At 67.7% G+C, this 21,677-nt stretch carries 18 protein-coding genes and 1 riboswitch; of the genes, 8 read left to right on the top strand and 10 right to left on the bottom strand.

Going from position 1 to position 21,677, the window contains the following annotated elements:
- Nucleotides 1-47: 47 nt before the first annotated feature.
- A riboswitch (SAM riboswitch) is annotated at nucleotides 48-167 on the bottom strand.
- Between the two features lie 116 nt (nucleotides 168-283).
- The 5 genes from ACT9F5_RS13680 to ACT9F5_RS13660 all read left to right on the top strand — a co-directional run bounded on the left by ACT9F5_RS13680 (nucleotide 284) and on the right by ACT9F5_RS13660 (nucleotide 6,605).
- Nucleotides 284-1,396, top strand: coding sequence for a phytase (locus ACT9F5_RS13680; protein WP_445120513.1), 1,113 nt, complete (start codon nucleotides 284-286; stop codon nucleotides 1,394-1,396).
- Nucleotides 1,397-1,398: 2 nt separating this feature from the next.
- Nucleotides 1,399-2,364, top strand: a complete 966-nt coding sequence (locus ACT9F5_RS13675) for a peptidoglycan DD-metalloendopeptidase family protein (RefSeq protein ID WP_445120512.1) — start codon at nucleotides 1,399-1,401, stop codon at nucleotides 2,362-2,364.
- 47 nt (nucleotides 2,365-2,411) lie between these two features.
- Entirely contained in the window at nucleotides 2,412-4,016 is a 1,605-nt protein-coding gene (locus ACT9F5_RS13670; protein ID WP_445120511.1) for a peptide chain release factor 3, read from the top strand.
- A gap of 226 nt (nucleotides 4,017-4,242) precedes the next feature.
- Nucleotides 4,243-4,494, top strand: a complete 252-nt coding sequence (locus tag ACT9F5_RS13665; RefSeq protein WP_445120510.1) for a hypothetical protein — start codon at nucleotides 4,243-4,245, stop codon at nucleotides 4,492-4,494.
- A 107-nt stretch (nucleotides 4,495-4,601) separates the two neighbouring features.
- Complete coding sequence (locus tag ACT9F5_RS13660; protein WP_445120509.1) at nucleotides 4,602-6,605, top strand: AsmA family protein; 2,004 nt, start codon at nucleotides 4,602-4,604, stop codon at nucleotides 6,603-6,605.
- A 19-nt stretch (nucleotides 6,606-6,624) separates the two neighbouring features.
- Here ACT9F5_RS13660 and ACT9F5_RS13655 read toward each other — a convergent pair whose 3' ends face one another.
- The 3 genes from ACT9F5_RS13655 to mtgA are packed head-to-tail and all read right to left on the bottom strand — an operon-like array spanning nucleotide 6,625 to nucleotide 8,869.
- Complete coding sequence (locus ACT9F5_RS13655; protein WP_445120508.1) at nucleotides 6,625-7,053, bottom strand: CBS domain-containing protein; 429 nt, start codon at nucleotides 7,051-7,053, stop codon at nucleotides 6,625-6,627.
- Entirely contained in the window at nucleotides 7,013-8,080 is a 1,068-nt protein-coding gene (locus ACT9F5_RS13650; protein ID WP_445120507.1) for a glycosyltransferase, read from the bottom strand. Before ACT9F5_RS13650 ends, ACT9F5_RS13655 begins: the two co-directional genes overlap by 41 nt.
- Nucleotides 8,081-8,122: 42 nt before the next feature.
- On the bottom strand, nucleotides 8,123-8,869 hold the full coding sequence (gene mtgA / locus ACT9F5_RS13645; protein ID WP_445120506.1) for a monofunctional biosynthetic peptidoglycan transglycosylase: 747 nt from the start codon (nucleotides 8,867-8,869) through the stop codon (nucleotides 8,123-8,125).
- A gap of 117 nt (nucleotides 8,870-8,986) precedes the next feature.
- Here mtgA and hslO point away from each other — a divergent pair, with 117 nt between their 5' ends.
- Both hslO and ACT9F5_RS13635 read left to right on the top strand, forming a co-directional pair.
- On the top strand, nucleotides 8,987-9,901 hold the full coding sequence (gene hslO / locus ACT9F5_RS13640) for an Hsp33 family molecular chaperone HslO (RefSeq protein ID WP_445120555.1): 915 nt from the start codon (nucleotides 8,987-8,989) through the stop codon (nucleotides 9,899-9,901).
- A gap of 115 nt (nucleotides 9,902-10,016) precedes the next feature.
- A complete protein-coding gene (locus tag ACT9F5_RS13635; protein ID WP_445120505.1) occupies nucleotides 10,017-10,886 on the top strand; it encodes an XOO1806 family protein in 870 nt (289 codons plus the stop codon).
- Nucleotides 10,887-10,940: 54 nt separating this feature from the next.
- Here the strand turns inward: ACT9F5_RS13635 and ACT9F5_RS13630 are convergent, their stop codons facing one another.
- The 5 genes from ACT9F5_RS13630 to ACT9F5_RS13610 form a co-directional block, all read right to left on the bottom strand.
- The gene (locus ACT9F5_RS13630; protein WP_445120504.1) at nucleotides 10,941-11,870 is read right to left on the bottom strand and encodes a DUF4097 family beta strand repeat-containing protein; all 930 of its coding nucleotides are present in this window, start codon (nucleotides 11,868-11,870) and stop codon (nucleotides 10,941-10,943) included.
- A gap of 14 nt (nucleotides 11,871-11,884) precedes the next feature.
- Nucleotides 11,885-12,412, bottom strand: coding sequence for a hypothetical protein (locus ACT9F5_RS13625; RefSeq protein ID WP_445120503.1), 528 nt, complete (start codon nucleotides 12,410-12,412; stop codon nucleotides 11,885-11,887).
- Nucleotides 12,412-13,014, bottom strand: coding sequence for a sigma-70 family RNA polymerase sigma factor (locus ACT9F5_RS13620; protein WP_445120554.1), 603 nt, complete (start codon nucleotides 13,012-13,014; stop codon nucleotides 12,412-12,414). The genes ACT9F5_RS13625 and ACT9F5_RS13620 overlap by 1 nt, the downstream gene beginning before the upstream one ends.
- 108 nt (nucleotides 13,015-13,122) lie before the next feature.
- Nucleotides 13,123-14,952, bottom strand: coding sequence for a phosphoenolpyruvate carboxykinase (GTP) (locus ACT9F5_RS13615; RefSeq protein WP_445120502.1), 1,830 nt, complete (start codon nucleotides 14,950-14,952; stop codon nucleotides 13,123-13,125).
- Between the two features lie 79 nt (nucleotides 14,953-15,031).
- Nucleotides 15,032-15,643 carry a TetR family transcriptional regulator gene (locus tag ACT9F5_RS13610; RefSeq protein WP_445120501.1) on the bottom strand — a complete coding sequence of 204 codons (612 nt, stop codon included), beginning with the start codon at nucleotides 15,641-15,643 and terminating at the stop codon, nucleotides 15,032-15,034.
- A gap of 218 nt (nucleotides 15,644-15,861) precedes the next feature.
- Between ACT9F5_RS13610 and ACT9F5_RS13605 the strand changes: the two genes are divergently transcribed.
- Nucleotides 15,862-18,330, top strand: a complete 2,469-nt coding sequence (locus tag ACT9F5_RS13605) for an acyl-CoA dehydrogenase (RefSeq protein WP_445120500.1) — start codon at nucleotides 15,862-15,864, stop codon at nucleotides 18,328-18,330.
- 68 nt (nucleotides 18,331-18,398) lie between these two features.
- Here ACT9F5_RS13605 and ACT9F5_RS13600 read toward each other — a convergent pair whose 3' ends face one another.
- A complete protein-coding gene (locus ACT9F5_RS13600; protein ID WP_445120499.1) occupies nucleotides 18,399-19,748 on the bottom strand; it encodes an MFS transporter in 1,350 nt (449 codons plus the stop codon).
- A gap of 18 nt (nucleotides 19,749-19,766) precedes the next feature.
- Nucleotides 19,767-21,662 (bottom strand): M48 family metalloprotease, encoded by a 1,896-nt coding sequence (locus ACT9F5_RS13595; protein WP_445120498.1) that lies wholly within the window; start codon nucleotides 21,660-21,662, stop codon nucleotides 19,767-19,769.
- Nucleotides 21,663-21,677 lie beyond the last annotated feature (15 nt).

Raw genomic sequence — 21,677 nt, 5'->3', positions numbered from 1 at the left:
CCATCGAGCCGACGGATGTGCACGCGCCTCGCGAGGGGCGCACGACACAACCATCTTTCGGATCCGATCTTCACCGGGCCGCAGGAATTGGCACCTTCGCACCGCTTGCGCGGTGCTGGGTTGCCCCGGCTTCAAAGGGCCTGTCCCTCAGCCGGTCTCGATGGATAGCCGCAGTCTGCCGCGTCGTTTCCGGATTGTCAATCGCTTTATACGTATGAAGCGATGTAACAATCGCTAGTCTCGCGGCAAGCGCCGCCCCGTGTTTGCCATTTACACTGCCGCAATGACCCTTCGCCCCGTTTCCATGGCCTTGCCCGCCCTGCTGCTGGCCGCCTGCGCCAGCCAGCCGCCGCGCACCGAAGCCCCCACCCTTCCGTCCACCGCGCCGGCCTCCGATACCGTCAACGAGCGCTATGTCTCCGCCGCCAATCCCGTCGACGAGCTGGACTCGCTCGCCAGTTGGACCTCACCGACCGGCGACACCTGGCTGATCGCGAGCGCCAAGTCGACCGACCAGCTGGTGGTGTTCGACGCCGACACCGGCGAGCGCCTGCGCACGGTCGGCGAGCCGGGCGACGCGGCAGGCCGTTTCGACCGGCCCAACGGGCTGGCGGTCCATGGCGACCACCTGTTCGTGGCCGAGCGCGACAACCACCGCGTGCAGGTGTTCGCGTTGCCGGGTTTCGAGCCGCTCGGCAGCTTCGGCCAGGACCAGTTGCGCGCGCCGTACGGGCTCTGGATCAACGAGACCGAACCGGGCGAGCTGGAAATCTACGTCACCGACAGCTTCATGTACGGAGAGCATTTCAACGTGGTGCCGCCGCTGTCCGAGCTCGACCAGCGCGTGCGCCGGTACCGGGTCGTGTTCGACCACAAGGGACAACCGCGCAGCCACTACGCCGGCTCGTTCGGGGATACCAGGCAGGACAGTGCACTGCGGGTAGTCGAGTCGATCGCCGGCGACCCGGGCGGCGATCGCCTGCTGATCGCCGACGAACGTTTCCCGCGTGAGGACGGGCGCAATGCGTCGACCTTGCGCGAATACAACTTCAAGGGCCACTACACCGGCCGCAGCCTGCCGCAGGATGCGTTTGCGGCCGAGGCCGAGGGCGTCGCGCTGTGGTCGTGCAGCGCCACCGGGGGCTACTGGATCGCGGTCGACCAACTGGCGCCGTTGACGATGTTCCATTTGTTCGAACGCGACAGCCTCGCGCCGGCCGGGAGTTTCCACGGCGCCGTCACCGCCTACACCGACGGGGTCGCGCTGCATGCGGCCAGTACCCGTGAATTCCCCAGGGGCGCGCTGTTCGCGGTGCATGACGACGCGGCGGTCGTCGCCTTCGACCTCGCCGACATCGCGCGCCAGCTCGGCCTGTCGACGGAGTGCGGCGGCTGACCGTGGGCGCGGCGAACCGCGGACAGCCTTGCCTGGCATGGAGCCTGGCGCTGGCGACCGGCCTGGTCACCGCCGCTGCGCCAGCCGGTGCCGGCCAGGTCTACCGCTGGACCGATGCCGACGGCATCACCCACTACGGCGACCACCAGCCACAGCAGCCCGGCGTCGAGGTGAGCACGGTCCCGGTGTTCGTCGAACCGACGGCGATCGCGCGCCTGCGGATCGAACCCCATGGCGATGCCTACTACGCCTGGGCCGACAACCGGCTGGCCGGACCGATCGAGGTGATGCTGCACTTCACCCGCAACGGCAACACCGTCGGCGATCCGGCCTTGCCGGCGCGGGCCACCGTCACCGCGGGCGGCGAGGCCCTGGTCGCGGTGCTGCGTGCGCGCGCCCCCGGGCGCCCGGTTGACTTCGAGTTGCGCATGGACAGCCTGCCCGGCAATCCGAGCGCGGCGCCGCGCGACGTCGAATACCGGTTGCCACTCGCAATCCAAGGAGCGCGGATCGACCAGGGCTACGGTGGCCGCTTCAGCCACGGCGACCCGGAAAACCGCTACGCGGTCGACTTTGCCGTGCCGATCGGGACGCCGGTGCTGGCCGCCCGCGAGGGGCTGGTGATGCAGGTCGAATCCGACTTCGACCGCCCCGGGCTGGATCGCGACAGGTACGGCGGACGCGCCAACTTCGTGCGGATACTCCACGACGACGGCACGATGGGTCTGTACGCCCACCTCAAGCCCGGCGGCGTGCTGGTGAGGGTCGGGCAACGGGTCCGCGCCGGCCAGCAGATCGGCCTGTCGGGCAATACCGGTTTCACCACCGGGCCGCACCTGCACTTCGTGGTGCAGGTCAATCGCGGGATGCGCCTGCGGTCGTTGCCGTTCCGGATGCGCGGTCCGGCCGGCCCGCTGCACATCGACGATGCGGGCGCCGGCGCCGCTGCACAGGCGGCCCCGCTATAATCGGCGCCCTCCCACAGCCTCAAGGCGCGATCGCGCGCGCCGTCGCCATGTCCGACGTTTCCATCGAAGCCCTGCGCCGCCGCACCTTCGCGATCATCTCCCACCCCGATGCCGGCAAGACCACGCTGACCGAGAAGCTGCTGCTGTTCGGCGGCGCGATCCAGATGGCCGGTTCGGTGAAGTCGCGCAAGACCAGCCGCAGCGCCACCTCCGACTGGATGGCGCTGGAGAAGGAGCGCGGCATCTCGGTGACCTCGTCGGTGATGCAGTTCCCCTACGACGACCACATCGTCAACCTGCTCGACACGCCGGGACATGCGGACTTCGGCGAGGACACCTACCGGGTGCTGACCGCGGTCGACTCGGCGCTGATGGTGATCGACGTGGCCAAGGGCGTCGAGGAGCGCACGATCAAGCTGATGGAGGTCTGCCGGCTGCGCGACACGCCGATCATGACCTTCATCAACAAGCTCGACCGCGAGGGTCGCGACCCGATCGAGCTGCTCGACGAGGTCGAAAGCGTGCTCGGCATCCAGTGCGCGCCGATCACCTGGCCGATCGGCATGGGCAAGCGACTCAAGGGCGTGGTCCACCTGGTCAGCGGCGAGGTGCACCTGTACGAGCAGGGCCGCAACTTCACCCGGCAGGACTCGACCATCTTCGGTTCGATCGACGACCCGGCGCTGGAAGAACGGATCGGCGCGGCCACGCTGGCCGAGCTGCGCGACGAGCTGGAGCTGGTGCAGGGCGCCAGCCATCCGTTCGACCTGGGCAAATACCTGGCCGGCGAACAAACCCCGGTGTTCTTCGGCTCGGCGGTCAACAACTTCGGCGTGCAGTTGCTGCTGGACTTCTTCGTCCGCCATGCGCCGTCGCCGCGGCCGCGCGCGACCACCACCCGCGAGGTGGCGCCGACCGAGGACAAGCTGACCGGCTTCGTGTTCAAGATCCAGGCCAACATGGACCCGCAGCACCGCGACCGGGTCGCGTTCATGCGGATATGCTCGGGCAAGTTCAGCGCCGGCATGAAGGCCCATCACGTGCGCAGTGGCAAGGAGCTCAAGCTCGCCAACGCGTTGACCTTCATGGCCAGCGACCGCGAGATCGCCGAGAGCGCGTACTCGGGTGACGTGATCGGCATCCACAACCACGGCACGATCTCGATCGGCGACACCTTCACCGAGGGCGAGAAACTCAGCTTCACCGGCATCCCCAACTTCGCGCCGGAGCTGTTCCGTCGCGCACGCCTGCGCGACCCGCTCAAGCTCAAGCAGCTGCAGAAGGGCCTGGCCCAGCTCAGCGAGGAAGGCGCGACCCAGTTCTTCCGGCCGCTGATGAGCAACGACCTGATCCTCGGCGCGGTCGGCGTGCTGCAGTTCGACGTGGTCGCCTACCGGCTCAAGGACGAGTACGGGGTCGATGCGATCTTCGAACCGGTCGCGGTCGCGACCACGCGCTGGATCCGCTGTGGCAACGACAGGAAGCTGGAGGAGTTCCGCGACAAGAACGCGATGAACCTCGCGATCGACGCCGCCGGGCAACTGGTCTACCTCGCACCGACCCGCGTCAACCTGCAACTGGCGCAGGAGCGTGCGCCGGATGTCGAATTCCTCGCCACCCGCGAGCACGCGCACGCGCTGGCCGTGGACTGAGCACGCGCACGCCGGTCACGCCTTGATCACGCGCCGTCGGAGGGCCTGGGATAGGGTGGCCTCCGGTCCAACCGTCGAGGCATCCATGCGCGTTCCCACGCTCACGTTGCTTGTCGCCTGCGCCGTTGGTGCGTGTACGGTTTCCACCGACAGCGCACCCGGGGCGACACCCGGCGTCTCCCCGGCCTCATCGACCCGTGACACCACTCCACCCACCCCATCCCCAATGGGTCCGGATGCAATCGCCTACGATTGCAACGACGGCCGTATCGTCCACGTCGGTTACGGCGAACACGACGCCACCCTGCAGATCGCAGGCAAGCCCACGACCACCCTGCCCCGCGCCGAATCGGCGTCCACCGCCGGAGTCGATGTCTACGTAGGCCAGAACGTGGCGCTGCAGCGCGAGGGCGACTCGATCCAGCTCGAACTCACCGGCGCATCGCTGCGTTGCTGGCCGGCACCGCCGTCGCAGTGAAACGCACGCGCATCTGAATACCGCCCAACACGTTTCACTCCGGCTTTACCGCCGCCTCCCGACTGTGGCCGCAACGCCCTGATTCCAGCCCGGTCGACTACTCCCCCATGGCTGCTGCCAGTTCCCCAAAACCGGAAAGACATGCCGACGGTGGCACGACTGCGAATGACTCAGCCGCGTCGCCAGGCGGCCGCTGGTGGCAACCGGTCGCCGACCATCCCTGGTTGAGCGCGGTGGCGGTCGTCGCGATCGGCATCGTCGTGCTGGTCCTGCTGTGGGACTGGAACTGGTTCAAGGGACCGGTCGAGCGCCAGGTCGAGGCCCGCACCGGACGCGACTTCGACATCGGTGGCGACCTCGACGTCGATCTCGGCTGGGTCCCGACCGTCCGCGCCTACGACCTCCGCTTCGGCAATGCCGACTGGTCAAAGCAGCCAACCATGGCCGCGGCGCAACAACTCGAACTCGCCATCGCGTTGAAGCCGCTGTTCAAGGGTGAAATCCTGATCCCGACCCTGCGCCTCGTCGCGCCACGCCTGAACCTTGAAACCGGGCCGGAAGGCGGTGGCAACTGGCAGTTCGGTGATGACAGCGGCGACAGCGAAGTCCAGTTCCGGCGGATCCGGATCGATGACGGCAAGCTGGCCTTCCTCGACACCGCCAACGACACCGACATCAAGGTAGACGTGGCGACTGCCGCGCCGGCCGAAGGCCAGGCCGCGCCACCGATCACCGTCAAGGGCGGCGGCCGCTGGGAGGGCAATGCCTTCTCGCTGCAGGGCAGCGCGGAATCACCGTTGGCGCTGCGCGACACCGACAGCCCCTACACGATCGACGCGCATGCGCAGGCCGGCGACACCAAGGCGCACGCGCGCGGCACCCTGCTCGACCCACTGCGGTTGCGCGACTTCGACCTGCAATTGCAGCTCAGCGGTGCCAACCTCGAGGACCTCTATCCGCTGGTCGGCATCGCGCTTCCCCCGACCCCGCCCTACACCCTCGACGGCCATTTCACCCGCGACGGCGAGGTCTGGTTCTACAACGATTTCAGCGGCACCGTCGGCGACAGCGACCTGTCCGGCGACGCCAACGTCGATTCCGGCGGCGACCGTCCGTATCTGCGCGCCGACCTGCATTCCAGGCGGCTCGACTTCGACGACCTCGCCGGCTTCGTCGGCGGCGCCCCGCAGGCGGGTGGCGACGAGACCAGCAATCCCGAACTCGCCGCGCAGGCCGCAAAGGCCGATGCCGGTGCGCGCGTGCTGCCCGATACCCCCTACGAGCTCGACAAGCTGCGCGCGATGGACGCCGACGTGCGCCTGAAGGCGCAGCGCATCAACGCGCCGTCGCTGCCACTGGACGACATGGATGCGCACCTGCTGCTGGAAAACGGCCTGCTCCGGCTCGACCCGCTCAACTTCGGCGTTGCCGGCGGCGACATCCGCTCGACCATCCGCATGGACGCGCGCGAATCCCCGATCGGCACCCAGGCCGATATCACTGCACGGAACCTCGACCTCTCGCAGCTGCTGCCGAAGGTGGAACTGGCCCAGAACGCGATCGGCAAGGTCGGCGGCCACGTCCAGCTGGCCGGCAGCGGCAACTCGATCGCGAAGATGCTCGGCAGCAGCGATGGCGATGTAGCGCTCGGCATCGGCCACGGCAAGATCAGCAACCTGCTGATGGAGATGGCCGGTATCGATGTCGCCGAGATCATCAAGTTCAAGCTGACCGAGGACCGGCTGATCCCGATCCGCTGCGCGTTCGGCGACTTCAAGGTCGACGACGGCATGATGACGGCGCGCTCGCTGGCGTTCGACACCACCGATACCATCCTGGTCGGAAAAGGCACCATCAACCTGAAAGACGAGCGGCTCGACCTGACCATCAAGCCGCGACCGAAGGACCGAAGCCTGCTGGTGTTCCGTTCTCCATTGCTGGTTGGCGGGACGTTCAAGCAACCGACCTTCAAGCCCGACCTGGGCCGCATCGGCCTGCGCGCGGCGATCGCCCTGACCCTGGGCAGCATCGCGCCGCCCGCTGCGTTGCTGGCGACGCTCGAACTTGGCCCGGGTGACGACGCCGGATGCGGTGGCCAGTACGCCGAATAAGGACCAGCAGGGTCGCCGGTCAGCTGGCGATGTAGCGCTGCAACTGGTCCAGTTCGAGCTGCTGGTCCTCGATCACCGCCTTGACCAGGTCGCCGATCGATACCACGCCCAGCACCTCGCCATCGGCCACCACCGGCAGGTGGCGGATGCGCTTGCTGGTGACCAGTTGCATGCAGCGGTCGGTGGTATCGTCGAGTCCGACGCTGAGCACCTCGGCGGTCATGATCTCGCGCACCGGGGTACTGGCCGACGAACGCCCCTGCAGCACGACCTTGCGCGCATAGTCGCGCTCGGACACGATCCCGGCCAGCCGGCCACCCTCGATCACCAGCAGTGCGCCGATGTGCTTCTCCGCCATCAACCGAATCGCGTCGATCACCGGCGCATCCGGGCCGATCGCAAAAACCTCAGGCGCTTTCGCTTCCAACAGATGCCGAACGCTGCGCATGGCTGCCTCCCTCGACCACGTGGACGTGGTCCGAGCATACCCCCGAGTCCGGCAACCATGCGTCAACGACGTACAAGGGCCGCTGCTTGGATTCCTCGTACAGCCGGCCCAGGTACTCGCCGATCAGCCCCAGCGCGATCAGCTGCACGCCGCCGAGGAACAGGATCACCGCCATCATGGTCGGCCAGCCCTGCACCGGGTCGCCCCACAACAGCGCCTTGCCGATCACCCACAGGCCGTAGGCGAAGGCGACCAGCGCGGTGATCAGGCCGAGGTAGGTCGCCAGCCGCAGCGGCGCGGTCGAGAAACTGGTGATGCCTTCCAGCGCCAGGTTCCAAAGTCGCCAGAAATTGAACTTGCTGTCGCCGGCCACCCGGGCCTCTCGGTGGTAGGGGATGGCCGTGCGGTTGAAACCGATCCAGCCGAACAGGCCCTTCATGAACCTGTGGCGCTCGCGCAACTGGCGCAGCGCATCCAATGCCCGCGGCGACAACAGGCGGAAGTCGCCGGTATCCGCCGGGATCGGGGTTTTCGAGAGCCGCCCGATGACCCGGTAGAACGCGTGCGCGGTACCGCGTTTCAGCCAACCTTCGCCCTCGCGTTCGAGCCGGGTGCCGTGGACATCATCGAAGCCCTGGCACCATTGCTCGACGAATTGCGGGATCAACTCCGGCGGATCCTGACCGTCGGCATCGAGGATCAGCGCGGCGCCCTGCCCTACGTGGTCCAGCCCGGCGGTCAACGCCAGTTCCTTGCCGAAATTGCGCGACAGCCTCAGCAGCGCGAGTCGCGGATCCGCGGCGGCCAGCTGCTGCATGACATCCCAGGTGGCGTCGGTGCTGCCGTCATCGACGTACAGCATCCGTCCTTCGATTCCGTATGCATCCGCGATCGCATCCAGCGCCGCGATGATCCTCGGTTGCAACAACGGCAGACTGCCGGCCTCGTTGAAGGCGGCGATGACAACGGTCAGGCGGTCCTGCGGGGCGGTGGCGCTCATGCCGGCATGGTAGCCGACCGCCTGCATCAATCCAGCTGGTTCAAATCCAACTCGCTCAATCCAACTCGTTCAATCCAGTTGCTCCAGGTACCCCACCCCGCCGATCTGGCGCATCTGCCGCTGGATCGCGCGGGTGCGGCGTTGCACATAGGGCCCGGGGCGTGCGGCGCTGTAACGTTTCGGGCTGGGCAGAACCGCCGCCAGCCGCGCCGCCTCGGCCACTGACAGCTGCGATGCGTCCTTTCCAAAATAGGTCCGAGCCGCGGCCTGGGCGCCGTAAACGCCATCACCGAATTCGGCGACGTTGACGTAGACCTCGATGATCCGCGACTTCGGCCACAAGGCCTCGACCAGCAGCGTGTACCAAGCCTCGACGCCCTTGCGCACCCAACTTCGGCCACTCCACAGGAACAGGTTCTTCGCGGTCTGCTGGGTGATCGTGCTCGCCCCACGCAACCTGCCGCCACGCTCGTGGGCGTCGCGTGCCTTCTCGATCGCCTTCAGGTCGAAACCGTGGTGGTCGGCGAAGCGCTGGTCCTCCGACGCGATCACCGCTACCGCGAGATGCGACGACACCTCGCCGCGATCGCGCCAATCGTAGGCAACCCTGAAGTCCCAATCCCGCCCGGTCCACGCCTGCAGCTGACGCGCCGCCATGAACGCGGTGAAGGGTGGATCGATGAATCGCAATGCCGCGACCTGCAGCACGCTGAACAATGCCAGCGCGAAAGGCAGGATGAGCAACCGCCGCAGCCAGCGACGGTGGGACCGGTGGGGTTTCGGGTTTTCGCGCGTGTCTTGCACCGGCTGTGCCATGCCCCCATCTTCGCTGTATCGACCTTCTTCCGCGGCATTATCCGCCAAGCGCGCGCCAGCGCATGAGCCACCATGACGCAGCCTGATATGACCCAGCCCGACACGCAACCCGGCACCATGCCGCCGTCCACCGACCGCGACCAGCTGACCCGCTTCCTCATACAGGGCGCCGGCGTGCGCGGCGTGCTGGTACACCTGCAGGACAGCTGGCAACAGATCCGCGAGCGCGCGAACGACGCCGCCAGCCAGGCACCTGCCGCCGTCGAGTTGCTTGGCGAAGCCGCGGTGGCCACCGCATTGTTCACCGGCCACGCCAAGGTCGACGGTCGCCTGTCGGTCCAACTGCGCGGTACCGGTCCGTTGCGCACGCTGTTCGCCGAATGCACCGCCGCCGGCACCCTGCGCGGCATCGTGCAACTGGACGGGGCTGCCGCGGGCAGCGTGTCGCGCGACCTGCGCGAACTCGGGGACGATGCTGTGCTCGCCATCACCATCGAGAACCCCGCGCGCGGCACCCGCGAGCCGATGCGCTACCAGGGCCTGGTGGCGTTGCAGTCGGACTCGCTGTCGGGTGCTTTCGAAGACTACTTCCGCCAGTCCGAACAACTGCCGACCCGCTTGCTGCTGGCCACCGACGGCGACCGCGCGGCGGGCCTGATGCTGCAGAAGCTGCCTGGCGACGAAGGCGACGAAGACGGCTGGCTGCGCGTCGGTGCATTGTTCGACACCCTGGATACCGGCGAACTGCTGGATTTGCCCGCAGAAGACCTGTTGACCCGCCTGTTCCATGAGGACGGGGTACAACTGGTCGGCCGGAAACCATTGCGGTTCGCCTGTTCATGTTCCCGCAGCCGGGTCGAGTCCATGCTCGTTTCGCTCGGGGAAGAAGAGGCCCTGGCGGCGGTGGCCGATGGTGAAGCCGACATCCGTTGCGAGTTCTGTGGGCAGCACTATCGTTTCAGCCCGGAACAGGTCAGGGGACTGCTGGCGCTCCCGGCGTCCGGACTGGAGGCGCCCGACCGCGTGCAATAGGGTCGGTTTCTGGGACGATCTTCACATCATCATTATTGTTAAAGAATCATAAGCGTCCTAGTATCGGGTCATTAGTTGGGGGAACTCCGCCGGTTGATTCCGGTCGTACCGCACGATGGACACACGCCTGCTTCGACTGCCGCTTGCCCTTCTGCTCGCCATTGGCGTGGCGGCGGGTGCGCATGCCCAGTCGCCGGACAAGTCCGTCGCACGCGATGACGTCACCGCGCTGCCGGTATGGAACAACACCAGCGGCAAGCTGGAAGCCGTGCTGTTGCTTGAACCCACCGGGTCGGCGACCACCGGCGCCCGCTGGCGGGTCGGCCGGACAACGCTCGATGCAGCATTCGGCCTCGATGCCGGCGATACGCTCGGCCTTGTCTGCGACCGCAAGACCGGCCTGGCCAGCGCCATCGGCAACCTCGCCAACCACTGCATGCTCGCTGCGCTGGACCAGGACGCCCGCAGCAACGGCAGCCGCCAGGCCAGCGTCGGCGCCAGCCTCAGCCGTGCAGGCAACAAGCTGGCGCTGGCCGTGGGCAAGGGCCGCGATAACTTGCCCGCCTGGCTCAGCCCGAATGGGGGTGCCAGCCAACTGGACCAGAACACGCTGACCGTGTACGGCCAGAAGAACATCGGCCGCGAGGCCACGGTATCGATCGGCGGCACCTGGGCGCGGGCACGACTGATCCCCGCTGGCGACGTGCCCGCACTGGCCGATCGCTGGAGCAGCCAGAGCCTGACCGTCGGCGCCGGCATCGGCGACTTCTCCGCCAATATCGTCGGGCGCGTGGTCGACACGCCGAACGACCCGGGCCGCTGGGAAGGCCTCGGCGTCGGGCTGACGTGGCGCACCCCGTGGAGCGGCCAGCTCACGGTGGGCGCCGAGAACGTCGTCACCCGGGGCAAGAACCCGTTTGCGCCGAGCAACAGCGACAGCGACGAAGGCACCGTGCCCTACGTCCGCTACGAGCAGGACCTCTGAGTCGGCAAGTCCCGGTCTGCGACCTGCCGGACCAATCCGCCCTGGACCGAAGGCTCAATCCAGTTGCAGCCTCGCGTCACCCGAGAACGTCTCGATCGAAATCTCGCCATCGCCATTGCCGTAGCGATGACGGACGCTGGAGCCTGGTCCGTGCCGCGCGTGGTCGACCTGGGCGCCCGGCAGTTCCAGGTCACCACTGAAACTCTCGCCATGCACGTTGGCCGACAGGTTGGCCGGCAGGCGCAGTTCAACGTCGCCGCTGACCGTCTCCAGCGACATCTCGCCGCCAGAGGCCAGTGCGGTGGCAATCGTCATGTCGCCCGATACGGATGAGCCCGACAGGTTGCGCATGCTGGACTCGTGCCCGGCAATGTCGATCCGCCCCGATACCGTCTCGACCGCGACCTCGCCGTCGAGCCGACCACGCAGGTCGACATCCCCGCTGACGCTTTCGACATCGACATTGCGACTGTTGATGGTCAACCGCAGGTCGCCGCTGACGCTGTCGATGCTGGCTTCGCCGGGGGCGCCGATCACGGCCACGTCGCCGCTGACGCTGTCGATCGACAGTTCGCGTGGCGCGACCCCGCGGACATCGACCGTGGCCGAGACCGAGTCGATCTCCAGGTCGGCGCGCAACGGCACCATCAGGCGCAGGTCGGTGGGTTCGGTGTTGTCGCCGGACAGGAAGCCAAGGCCACCGCGATTGGGATATTTGACCCGCACGCTCAGGCGTTGGCGGTCGCCCTGGATCTCCAGCTTCTCGGCGCCCTTGCCGAGGCTGCCCTCGATACGGACTTCCGGCCGGTCCCAGGCCTGCACTTCGATGCGTCCCTTGAGGTTTTCTATTTCGACCCGGCCGGCGGGATCGAGCGGCCGGTTCTCGTCAATCGGGGTACCGGCCATCGCCACGGCACTGGCCAGCAGCAGGCCGGCACCGAGCAGCGTTCGAAGCGGGGTTGATGAAGGTCGGGCGAGGCTCATGGTGGTTTCTCCGGTCAACCGAGGACAACGCGCTGGGCCAGCGCGAGACGATGGGAATAAGTGCGGCGAAGTTGTTCCAGCAGCAGCCGCGAATCGGGATCGCGGGCCAGTGCGTCGAGGATCAACCGCGCGCTGCGATCGAGTTCATCGAAGGCCGGCTGCACCGCGAGGGTCGCGGACGCCGGCAACGCATCGACTTCGGCGAAGGCGGCCTGGTACTGGAGCGTCAGGCCATTGGCTTCCTGCTGGACCAGGCTCGGCGCGGCTGGCGACGATGCACCCTGCCACCAGCCGGCGAACCCGAGGGCAATCGCGAGGGTCGCCGCCAAGGCAACCGGCATCGCCCAGCGCGGTCCCGCAGGGTGCGCCGAAGGCGTCGCCAGCGATTCGGCGCGTGGGCCGGCGAGGCGCGCGGCGATCGTCGGCCACGGATCGGCCGCTGGCAACTCGTCGCGACGCAGCGCGCGGAGTTGCCAGCGCAACGCATCGGTCAGTCCGTCATTGGCAGCGCTCGCGTCGTCGTGCGGAATTTCGCGCTTCATCAGTTTTCTCCGAGTCGTGCACGCAACAGGCCGCGCGCGCGATGCAACTGGGCCTTGGAACTGCCGACCGCCATCCCGAGTTCGGTGGCGATCTCCTCGTGCTTCCAACCCTCGATGTCGTACAGCACCAGCACCGCCCTGGCCCGCGGCGGCAGGGTCGCGACCGCACGCTCCAGGTCCAGCGACAGCGCGGTGGCGTGGCCGGCGGAATCGGCGCTGCCGATCGTGTCGAGGACCTCGTCGTCGCCGTCGTCCTGTGGCCGGCTGCGGCGACTGCGCAGTTCCATCAGCGCGGTATTGACCGCCAGCCGATGCAGCCAGGTCGAGAACGCCGCCTCGAACCGGAACGCCGGCAGCGCCTGCCACGCACGCACGAAGGCTTCCTGGGTGAGGTCCTCGGCGCGGGCCCCGTGGCCGCCCACCAGGCGCACGATGACGCCATGCACCCGGCCGACGTGGCGCCGATACAGCGCCTCGAACGCGGCCACCTCGCCGCGGGCGGCGGCGCCGACCAGGGCATGGTCATCACCGCCTTCGACCGGAGTCGGGGGCGCACCGGCCTGGTCGATTTCGGGTGGGCGCTCGATCACGGCGGTCAGCATAGCCATTGGGATGGCACAAGGCGCCAGAAGGTTTAAATCGTCCTGCAGGGCCCTACATGACAAAAGCCCGGGGTGAGCCGGGCTTTTGCAGGGGCAAGCGGACGCCGGTCAGCTGGCGAGCCGGGCCGCGATCCGCCGTTGTTCGTCTTTCAGGGCCTGCGGCATGCGCGGGCCGTATTCGTCGAGGTACTCGCCGATGCTGGCGAACTCGGCCTGCCAGCCCGGCTTTTCGAAACCGAACAGCTTGGCCCGGGCCTCGTCATCCAGCTCGATGCCGTCGAGGTTGAGGTCGGCGTCGGTCGGCAGGTGGCCGATCGGGGTCTCGACCGCGTTGGCCTCGCCCTTGACCCGGCCGATCATCCACTCCAGCACGCGCAGGTTGTCGCCGAAGCCCGGCCACATGAACTTGCCGTCGTCGCCCTTGCGGAACCAGTTGACGTGGAAAATCTTCGGCAACTTGTTGCTGCCGTCGTCGAACGACAGCCAGTGGCTGAAGTAGTCGGCGAAGTTGTAGCCGCAGAACGGCTTCATCGCCATCGGGTCGCGGCGCATGACGCCGACCGCACCGGTGGCCGCGGCGGTGGTTTCCGAACCCATCGCGGCGCCCACGAGCACGCCGTGGGTCCAGTCGCGGGCCTCGAACACCAGCGGTACCAGCGATGCGCGGCGACCGCCGAAGACAATCGCCGAGATCGGCACGCCGGCCGGGTTCTCGGTCTCGGGCGAATAGCTCGGGCATTGCCGGGCGGACACGGTGAAGCGCGAATTGGGGTGCGCCGCCGGGCGCTTGTCCGCGTCGTATGGCTCGCCGCGCCAGTCGGTGACCGGCTCGCCCTCGCCCAGGCCTTCCCACCAGGGCTGGTTGTCGGCGGTCACGCCGACGTTGGTGAAGATGGTGTTGGACTGGATCGACTCCAGCGCGTTGGGGTTGGACTTCTTCGAGGTGCCGGGGGCGACGCCGAAAAAACCGGCCTCCGGGTTGATCGCGTACAGCCGGCCGTCGGCGCCGGGACGCATCCAGCAGATGTCATCGCCGACGGTGGTGATCTTCCAGCCGTCCTTCAGGTAACCCTCCGGCGGAATCAGCATCGCCAGGTTGGTCTTGCCGCAAGCCGAGGGGAACGCGGCGGCGATGTAGTGGGTCTCGCCCTGCGGATTCTCCAGGCCGAGGATCAGCATGTGCTCGGCCAGCCAGCCTTCCGACCGGGCCTGGTGGCTGGCGATGCGCAGCGCATGGCACTTCTTGCCCAGCAGCGCGTTGCCGCCGTAGCCGGAGCCGTACGACTTGATCGTCAGCTCCTCGGGGAAATGCATGATGAAGCGGCGGTTGGGGTCGAGTTCGCCGGTCGAATGCAGGCCCTTGACGAACGTGTCTGTCCGCTCGCCGCCCGCGGCTCGCTCGTGGCCTTCGCGCTCGATCCGCTCCAGTGCGGGCGTGCCCATGCGGGTCATGATGCGCATGTTGGCGACCACGTACGGGCTGTCGGTGATCTCCACGCCGCACCGCGACAGCGGCGAACCGATCGGCCCCATGCAGTACGGGATCACATACATCGTCCGGCCCTGCATGCAGCCGTCGAACAGCGCGTCGATCTTCGCGTGGGCCTCGGCCGGGTCCATCCAGTGGTTGTTGGGGCCGGCGTCGTCGCGGTTGGACGGGCAGACGAAGGTGAGGTGCTCGACCCGGGCCACGTCGTCGGGATCGGAGCGATGCAGCCAGCTGCCGGGATGGGTCTGCTGGTTGAGCTGGACCAGGGTGCCGTCGGCCTGCATCGTCCCGGTCAGCGCATCGAACTCGGCCTGGCTGCCGTCGCACCAGTGGATCGTGTCGGGACGGGTCAGCGCGGCGACCTCGGCAACCCACGCATTGAGCGCTTCGAGCGTACTGCCTTCGGTGGGCGCCGCGGGCGCGGCGGTGTCTTGGGAAATCGCATTCACGGCACTGGTCTCCAGCCGGGGGAATCAAGGGCAACCCGGGCCGGACCCGGGAAAGTGGAATTCGAGTCGCCGGGTCAGGTCACCGGGGCAGCTCGGATGGGATCAACGTCGCCATCATGTGGTCGACGTAGGCCTCGAACTCGTCGTGCTGTAGACGCGCCTGCTTCAGCTGCAGGTTGAGCTGGAGGAAGCCGACGTAGGCGGCATAGGCCAGCCGGGCCCGGTTCTGCGCATCGAGCCGACCGAGCCCGGCCTGGCGGAACGAGGCGGTCAGGTAGTCGAGCCGACGTTCCGACACGCGGCCGATCACCGGTTGCACCGCCGGGTGGTCGAGCGCCTTGAGCAACTCGGAATAGATGATGTGGGCCTTGTATTCGTGCGCGACCAGTTCGAACAGCGCGCGCAACCGCTCGCGCGGGTCGGCAATCGCCTCGAGGTGGCCGAAGACCTGTTCCTGTTCGACCTTCTCCCAGCGCTCCAGCGCCGCGACCAGCAGTGCATCGCGCGAGGGGAAGTGCCAGTAGAAGCTGCCCTTGGTCACGCCAAGCCGACGCGCCAACGGCTCGACCGCAACCGCGGCCACGCCCTGTTCGGCGATCTGGTCGAGCGCGGCCTGGGCCCAGTCCTCGGCGCTGAGGCGGCCGTTGCGTTCGGCGCGGGGAGACGGGGGCGGGCTGGTGGCGGGCATCATGGGTCTCGAGTATAGCGACCATACGCCATGGACGGGAAGCGTATGCACGGCTGGAGCGGCACCCGGAACAACCCGGCCCGGTTGACAGCAACCAGGGCAATTTACCATACTCTTCCGTATGTTTTGCGCTGGGTGCTGTCCATGGCCGTCACCGTTGCGTGACTAAGCTGTCCCCATCCATCGCACCGCCATCCACGATCAAGTGTTGGAGCGCCACCATGAGCATCGCCGTCCCGTTCCTCGTGTTCCTGCTGATCGGCGCCTTCGCCGCCTACCACCGGCTGCGGCTCGCGGTCTGGGCCGCGATCACCGCGGTGGGGCTGGTCGCCTGCTGGCTGCTGGGCGCCAACGGCGCTGCCACGATCGTCGCCGGACTGATCGCGGCGTTGATCGCGGTGCCGCTGTTGCTGCCGCCGATCCGCCTGCCATTCATCACTGCGCCGCTGCTCGGCTTCTACACCAGGATCCTGCCGCCGCTCTCGGAAACAGAGCGGGTCGCGCTCGAAGCCGGCACGGTCGGTTTCGAGGGTGAGTTGTTCTCCGGCAAGCCGGACTGGCAGGTGCTGCTGGACCAGCCCGCACCGACACTGACCGCCGAGGAACAGGCCTTCCTCGATGGGCCCTGTGAAGAGCTGTGCGCGATGACCAACGACTGGGACATCACCCACGTGCGCGCGGACCTGCCGCCGGAAATGTGGCAGTTCCTCAAGGACAAGAAGTTCTTCGGGATGATCGTGCCGAAGGAATACGGTGGCCTCGGCTTCAGCGCGCTGGCCAACCACAAGGTCATCCAGAAGCTCTCGTCGATGTCGTCGGTGGTCAGTTCCACCGTCGGCGTGCCCAATTCGCTGGGTCCGGCCGAGCTGTTGATGCACTACGGCACCCAGGAGCAGAAGGACCACTACCTGCCGCGCCTGGCCGACGGCCGCGAGGTGCCCTGCTTCGCGCTGACCGGGCCGTGGGCCGGTTCGGACGCGACCTCGATCCCGGACTTCGGCATCGTCTGCATGGGCGACTGGAACGGCGCGAACGTGGTCGGCGTCAAGCTGACCTTCGACAAGCGCTATATCACCCTGGCGCCGGTCGCGACCCTGATCGGCATGGCCTTCCGCATGTACGACCCGGACGGCATCCTCGGCGAGACCCGCGACATCGGCATCAGCCTCGCGCTGGTGCCGCGCGACACCGCCGGCATCGACATCGGCCGCCGCCACTTCCCGCTCAACAGCCCGTTCCAGAATGGCCCGATCCACGGCCGCGAGGTGTTCATCCCGCTGAGCCAGCTGATTGGCGGCGAGGCGTATGCGGGCAAGGGCTGGCAGATGCTGGTCGAGTGCCTGTCGATCGGCCGCTCGATCACCCTGCCCTCCACCGCCAGTGGCGGCGCCAGGATGGCGGCGATCGTGACCGGTGCCTATGCGCGCATCCGCAAGCAGTTCGGGTTGTCGATCGGCCGCTTCGAGGGCGTGCAGGAGGCGCTGGCGCGGATCGCCGGCAACGCCTACACGATCAGCGCGCTGTCGGAAGCTTCGGCTGCGGCGGTGACGCGTGGCGAACTGCCGGCGGTGCCGTCGACGATCTCCAAGTACCACTGCACCGAACTCGGTCGCCAGGTCGCGCAGGACGCGATGGACATCCACGGCGGCAAGGGCATCATCCTCGGGCCGAAGAACTACCTGGGTCGCAGCTGGCAGGCCTCGCCGATCGCGATCACGGTCGAGGGCGCCAACATCATGACCCGCTCGCTGATGATCTTCGGCCAAGGTGCGATCCTGTGCCATCCGTGGGTGCTCAAGGAGATGAAGGCGGCCACGCTGGAGGACGAGGGCGAGCGCCTGCGCGAGTTCGACCGCAACCTGTTCGGCCACATCGGCTTCGCGATTTCCAATGCGGTGCGTTCGCTGTGGTTCGGACTGACCGGTGCGAAGCTGGGACAGGCACCGGGCGATGCCTACACCCGCCGCTACTACCGCAAGCTCAACCGCTACTCGGCGGCGCTGGCGCTGTGCGCGGACACCTCGATGCTGCTGCTGGGCGGCAAGCTCAAGTTCAAGGAGTCGCTGTCCGGGCGCCTGGGCGACGTGCTCAGCCAGCTCTACATCACCAGCGCCCTGCTCAAGCGCTACGAGGACCAGGGCCGGCCGGAAACCGACCAGCCGCTGCTGGCGTGGTCGTTCCACGATGCCGTGCACAAGATCGAACTGGCGTTCTCCGGCGCGCTGCGCAACTTCCCGATCCGTCCGGTCGGCTGGCTGCTGTGGGCACTGATCTTCCCGTGGGGCCGCCGCGCGACTCCGCCGAGCGATCGCCTCGGCCACCGTGCCGCATCGCTGTTGATGTCGCCGAACGAAGCCCGGGACCGCCTCGCCACGGGGGTCTACACCACGCCGACCGCCAACAACCCGGCCGGCCGCATCAACAGCTACCTGCAGGCGGTGATCCTCGCCGAGCCAGTCGAACGCAAGTTCCTGAAGGCGCTCAAGACCAGCGACATCGAATCGCTGACGTTCGTCGAACAACTTGACGAAGGGGTACGCGAGGGCTGGATCACGGCCGACGAACGCCAGCAACTGGAGGCGCTGCGCGAGATGACCGTCGATGCGATCAGCGTGGACGACTTCGACACTGAAGAGTTGCGCTCTGCCGGCTACAAACGCGAGCAAGAGGAAAACCGCGCGGTGGCGTAACCGTTCCGGATGCGGACAGGACAACGGCGGGCCCGGGCGTCATCAAGCCGGGCCCGCCGTTGTCGTTTTCAGCGGTCAAGTGCCGGATCGGCCGGGTCGTCCGGCAGCTCGCGCTGCGACCGGACCACGCTCCAGGCCGCGGCAGTCATCGCAGCAGCAACCGCGACACCGGTGGCGAACACCATCGTCGAACCGAGCAACGCCACCGCCTTGTGCAACCAGACGAAGGTGAGGTCGGCGCCACGGTAGACCACGGTATCGATCACCGCCTTGGCCTTGTAGCGCGACTCGCGATCGACCCGGGTGTACAGGGTTTCGCGGCCGGGCTTGCCGAGCGAGAACTCGCCGGCACGGGTTACCACCTGCACGATCGCCACCAGCATCGGCAGCGGTGACGCGGTCAGCAGGCAGTAGCCCAGCAGGATAGCCAACGCCGGCGCCAGCAGCACCGGCCCGATCCCGTAGCGACGCAGCAGCCATCGCGTCAGCAACAACTGGACCAGCAGGGTCAGGCCGTTCACCGCCCAGTCGATCATCGCGTAATAACGGGTCGCGGCTTCCGCGCCCGGATAGAACTGGCGCACGATCGCGGCCTGCTCGTTGTACAGCAGCGTGCCGACGCCGACGCCGAAGAACAGCAGTGCCGCCAGTGCCCGCAGCAGCGGACGCCGCCACACCAGCCGGACGCCGGCCCACACCGAACCGCCCATCGCGTCCTCGCCGGTGGCATCGCCATGCAGCCGTTCACGTCGCATCGCCCACGGCCGCAACTTGAGGATGCACAGCAGGCATATCGCCATGAACCCGGCCGATACCAGCAGCAGGTTGGCGACGCCGAGCGGCTCCACCAGCAGCCGCGTGATGCCGGGGCCGACCAGCGCGCCCAGGGTCCCGCCGGCGCCGATGTAGCCGTACAGCTTCTTGGCATGCTCGTTGTCGAACACGTCGGCCATGAAGCTCCAGAACACGGTCACCGCGAACATGTTGAACACCGCGGTCCAGATGTAGAACGCCGCGCCGCGTCCCGATACCCGGCTGTCGAACAGCCAGTGGAAGCCGACCAGGCAGGCGATGAACACCAGGTACACCACCGGCAGGAACACCCGTCGCGGGAACCTCGACACCAGCGCGCCGTACACCGGCTGCAACGCCACCATCGCCACGAAAACGACGCTGAAGAGAACCTGCAGGTTGTAGTCGCCAAGCGCGATGCCGGCCCCACTGGTCCAGTCGACCAGCCAGCGCGGAAACACCGCGGCGACGTCGCCCGACGCGCCCATCGCATCGCGAACCGGTCGCAGCACGTAGTAGCCGCACAACAGGCTGAAGAAGTACAGCAGCGACCACCACAACGGTGGCGACTCCGCGAGGGCATCGCGGAAGGCGCCGAGGCGGACTGCGGGCCGGGTCGTGGTCATCGGTCTGGGTGGGGCGCCTCAGGCGCGATGCAGCACCGGGGGCAAAGGACAGTGCAGTACGCCGCAGATCGTCCGCAGCAGTTCGGCTTCGGCCACGTTGATGCGGCCGTCGTGGCTGACGGCGGCAGTCACCGCTTCCACGAGCAGTTGCTTGGCCAGCGGTCCAAGCGAATCAAGCGGCGTCCACACATCTTCCAACGCCAGCGGGGCACTCCCCGGTGACCGGAAGGGGATGTGCTCATCCGGCAGGATCCGCTGCATGCCGGCGAGGTAGGCGTGCTGCGCGCCCGTCGAGTCGGCATGGCCGGCCTCGGCGACCACCGCGAGCAGGGTCGATATTTCCTTCCTCAGCTCGGCCGGCTTGCGTCGCCCGAAAGCGACGTAGCGGGACGGGTCGAGCGACTCGCGCAACTGCACCGTCAACAACCGGCTCAGGCAGTACTCGAACAGCGAGACCTCGTCGTCGGCAAGCACCACCGCGTTGACCGCATCGAGGAACGTTTCGAGTTGCGGCCGCGGCCGCCGCCGGATCACCGGAAAGGCCAGCGCGACCAGCGGCAGGCGCAGCATCGGGTGCAGGTCGACCAGGTGCTGCTCGCGCAGGTGCGCCGCCTCGATCGCAGTGGCCTTGCCCAGGCGCGCACCGATCTCGAATGCCTGGCGTGCGGCGATGTCTTCGCGCGCGTCGAGCAGCAAGCCGAGCAGCAACGGCACCACGCGTTCGCGATCGGCGACCAGCGCACGCAGTTCATCGGTCAGCTTGTCCACAATCGCGTCGGCACGGCGGTAATCGTCGTTGCCCGGGTTGCCGACCTGGGTGGCCACCATCGCGCCGGTGACCGCATGCTCGGACCGCTCCGGCGGCAACGCGCCAGGCTGGTGCAGGCCCAGGTGCAGGTCCTCATGCAGGCCACTCGGCGGCGCCTGCAGCCAGCGTCGCGACAACGCGCCGAGTTGCTCGGCGCGAAACCCCGGCTCCAGCGCCTGGATGCGTTCGACCAGCGGCGGGTGGGTCGCCAGCCAGCCGCCGAACAGGCCATCGAAACCCAGGCCCTCGCCAAACAGCATGTGGCTGACTTCCTCGGCGTTCCCGGCCGACGCCAGGCGCGAGCCGTCGGGCAGGCCGCCGATCTTCTTCAATGCGCCGGCCAACCCCGTACTCTGGCGGGTGAACTGCACCGCGCTGGCATCGGCCAGGCGCTCGCGGTTGCGGCTCACGCCGGCCTTGATCAGGCGCGCGCAGAACAGCCCGATCGAACCGACCACGAGCGCGACCACCGCCCCGAACACCACCACGCCCAGGCTCCGGCCGCGTCGTCCGCCGACGGAGAACTCCAGCACCTTGCGCCCCGCGATCGCGATCATGGCGATGCCGAACAGCACCCCGACCAGCCGCAGGTTGAGCCGCATGTCGCCATTGAGGATGTGGCTGAACTCGTGCGCGATGACGCCCTGCAACTCGTCGCGGTTGAGCCGGTCCAGCGCGCCGCGGGTCACGGCCACCACCGCATCGGATGGGGAGTAGCCGGCGGCGAACGCGTTGATCGCCGACTCGTGCTCCAGCACGTAGATCTTCGGCACCGGCACGCCGGATGCGATCGCGATCTCCTCGACCACGTTGCGCAGGCGGCGCAGATCCAGGTCGCCGCCGTCGTCGAGCACCAGCTCACCACCCAGTTGCATGGCGATCGAATCGCCACCGTCACCGAGACTGGCCAGCCGGTATAGCGAACCCAGCCCGATCACCGCCAGCGTCACAAGCGTCACCGCCAACAACGCGCCGGTGCTGCCGCCACTGAGCAGCCACACCACCGCGTCGACCGCGAGCACGATCGCCACCACCGCCACGCCGAACAGCAACACCAGCCGCGACGAACTGCGCCGCGCCGCGGCCTGGCGTTCAAAGAAATTCATCGGCGGCTATCGATG

Source organism: Lysobacter sp. F6437 (genome assembly GCF_052547215.1).
This window is presented reverse-complemented; position numbering and strand designations above follow the sequence as displayed.

Bases quoted from the DNA above. Each gene is read 5' to 3' on its own strand.
- ACT9F5_RS13660 (WP_445120509.1), top strand. From the start codon at position 4,602: ATGGCTGCTGCCAGTTCCCCAAAACCGGAAAGACATGCCGACGGTGGC.
- ACT9F5_RS13605 (WP_445120500.1), top strand. From the start codon at position 15,862: ATGAGCATCGCCGTCCCGTTCCTCGTGTTCCTGCTGATCGGCGCCTTC.
- ACT9F5_RS13595 (WP_445120498.1), bottom strand. From the start codon at position 21,662: ATGAATTTCTTTGAACGCCAGGCCGCGGCGCGGCGCAGTTCGTCGCGG.
- ACT9F5_RS13670 (WP_445120511.1), top strand. From the start codon at position 2,412: ATGTCCGACGTTTCCATCGAAGCCCTGCGCCGCCGCACCTTCGCGATC.
- ACT9F5_RS13665 (WP_445120510.1), top strand. From the start codon at position 4,243: ATGGGTCCGGATGCAATCGCCTACGATTGCAACGACGGCCGTATCGTC.
- ACT9F5_RS13600 (WP_445120499.1), bottom strand. From the start codon at position 19,748: ATGACCACGACCCGGCCCGCAGTCCGCCTCGGCGCCTTCCGCGATGCC.
- ACT9F5_RS13650 (WP_445120507.1), bottom strand. From the start codon at position 8,080: ATGCAGGCGGTCGGCTACCATGCCGGCATGAGCGCCACCGCCCCGCAG.
- ACT9F5_RS13630 (WP_445120504.1), bottom strand. From the start codon at position 11,870: ATGAGCCTCGCCCGACCTTCATCAACCCCGCTTCGAACGCTGCTCGGT.
- ACT9F5_RS13655 (WP_445120508.1), bottom strand. From the start codon at position 7,053: ATGCGCAGCGTTCGGCATCTGTTGGAAGCGAAAGCGCCTGAGGTTTTT.
- ACT9F5_RS13625 (WP_445120503.1), bottom strand. From the start codon at position 12,412: ATGAAGCGCGAAATTCCGCACGACGACGCGAGCGCTGCCAATGACGGA.
- ACT9F5_RS13635 (WP_445120505.1), top strand. From the start codon at position 10,017: ATGGACACACGCCTGCTTCGACTGCCGCTTGCCCTTCTGCTCGCCATT.
- ACT9F5_RS13620 (WP_445120554.1), bottom strand. From the start codon at position 13,014: ATGCTGACCGCCGTGATCGAGCGCCCACCCGAAATCGACCAGGCCGGT.
- hslO (WP_445120555.1), top strand. From the start codon at position 8,987: ATGCCGCCGTCCACCGACCGCGACCAGCTGACCCGCTTCCTCATACAG.
- mtgA (WP_445120506.1), bottom strand. From the start codon at position 8,869: ATGGCACAGCCGGTGCAAGACACGCGCGAAAACCCGAAACCCCACCGG.
- ACT9F5_RS13680 (WP_445120513.1), top strand. From the start codon at position 284: ATGACCCTTCGCCCCGTTTCCATGGCCTTGCCCGCCCTGCTGCTGGCC.
- ACT9F5_RS13610 (WP_445120501.1), bottom strand. From the start codon at position 15,643: ATGATGCCCGCCACCAGCCCGCCCCCGTCTCCCCGCGCCGAACGCAAC.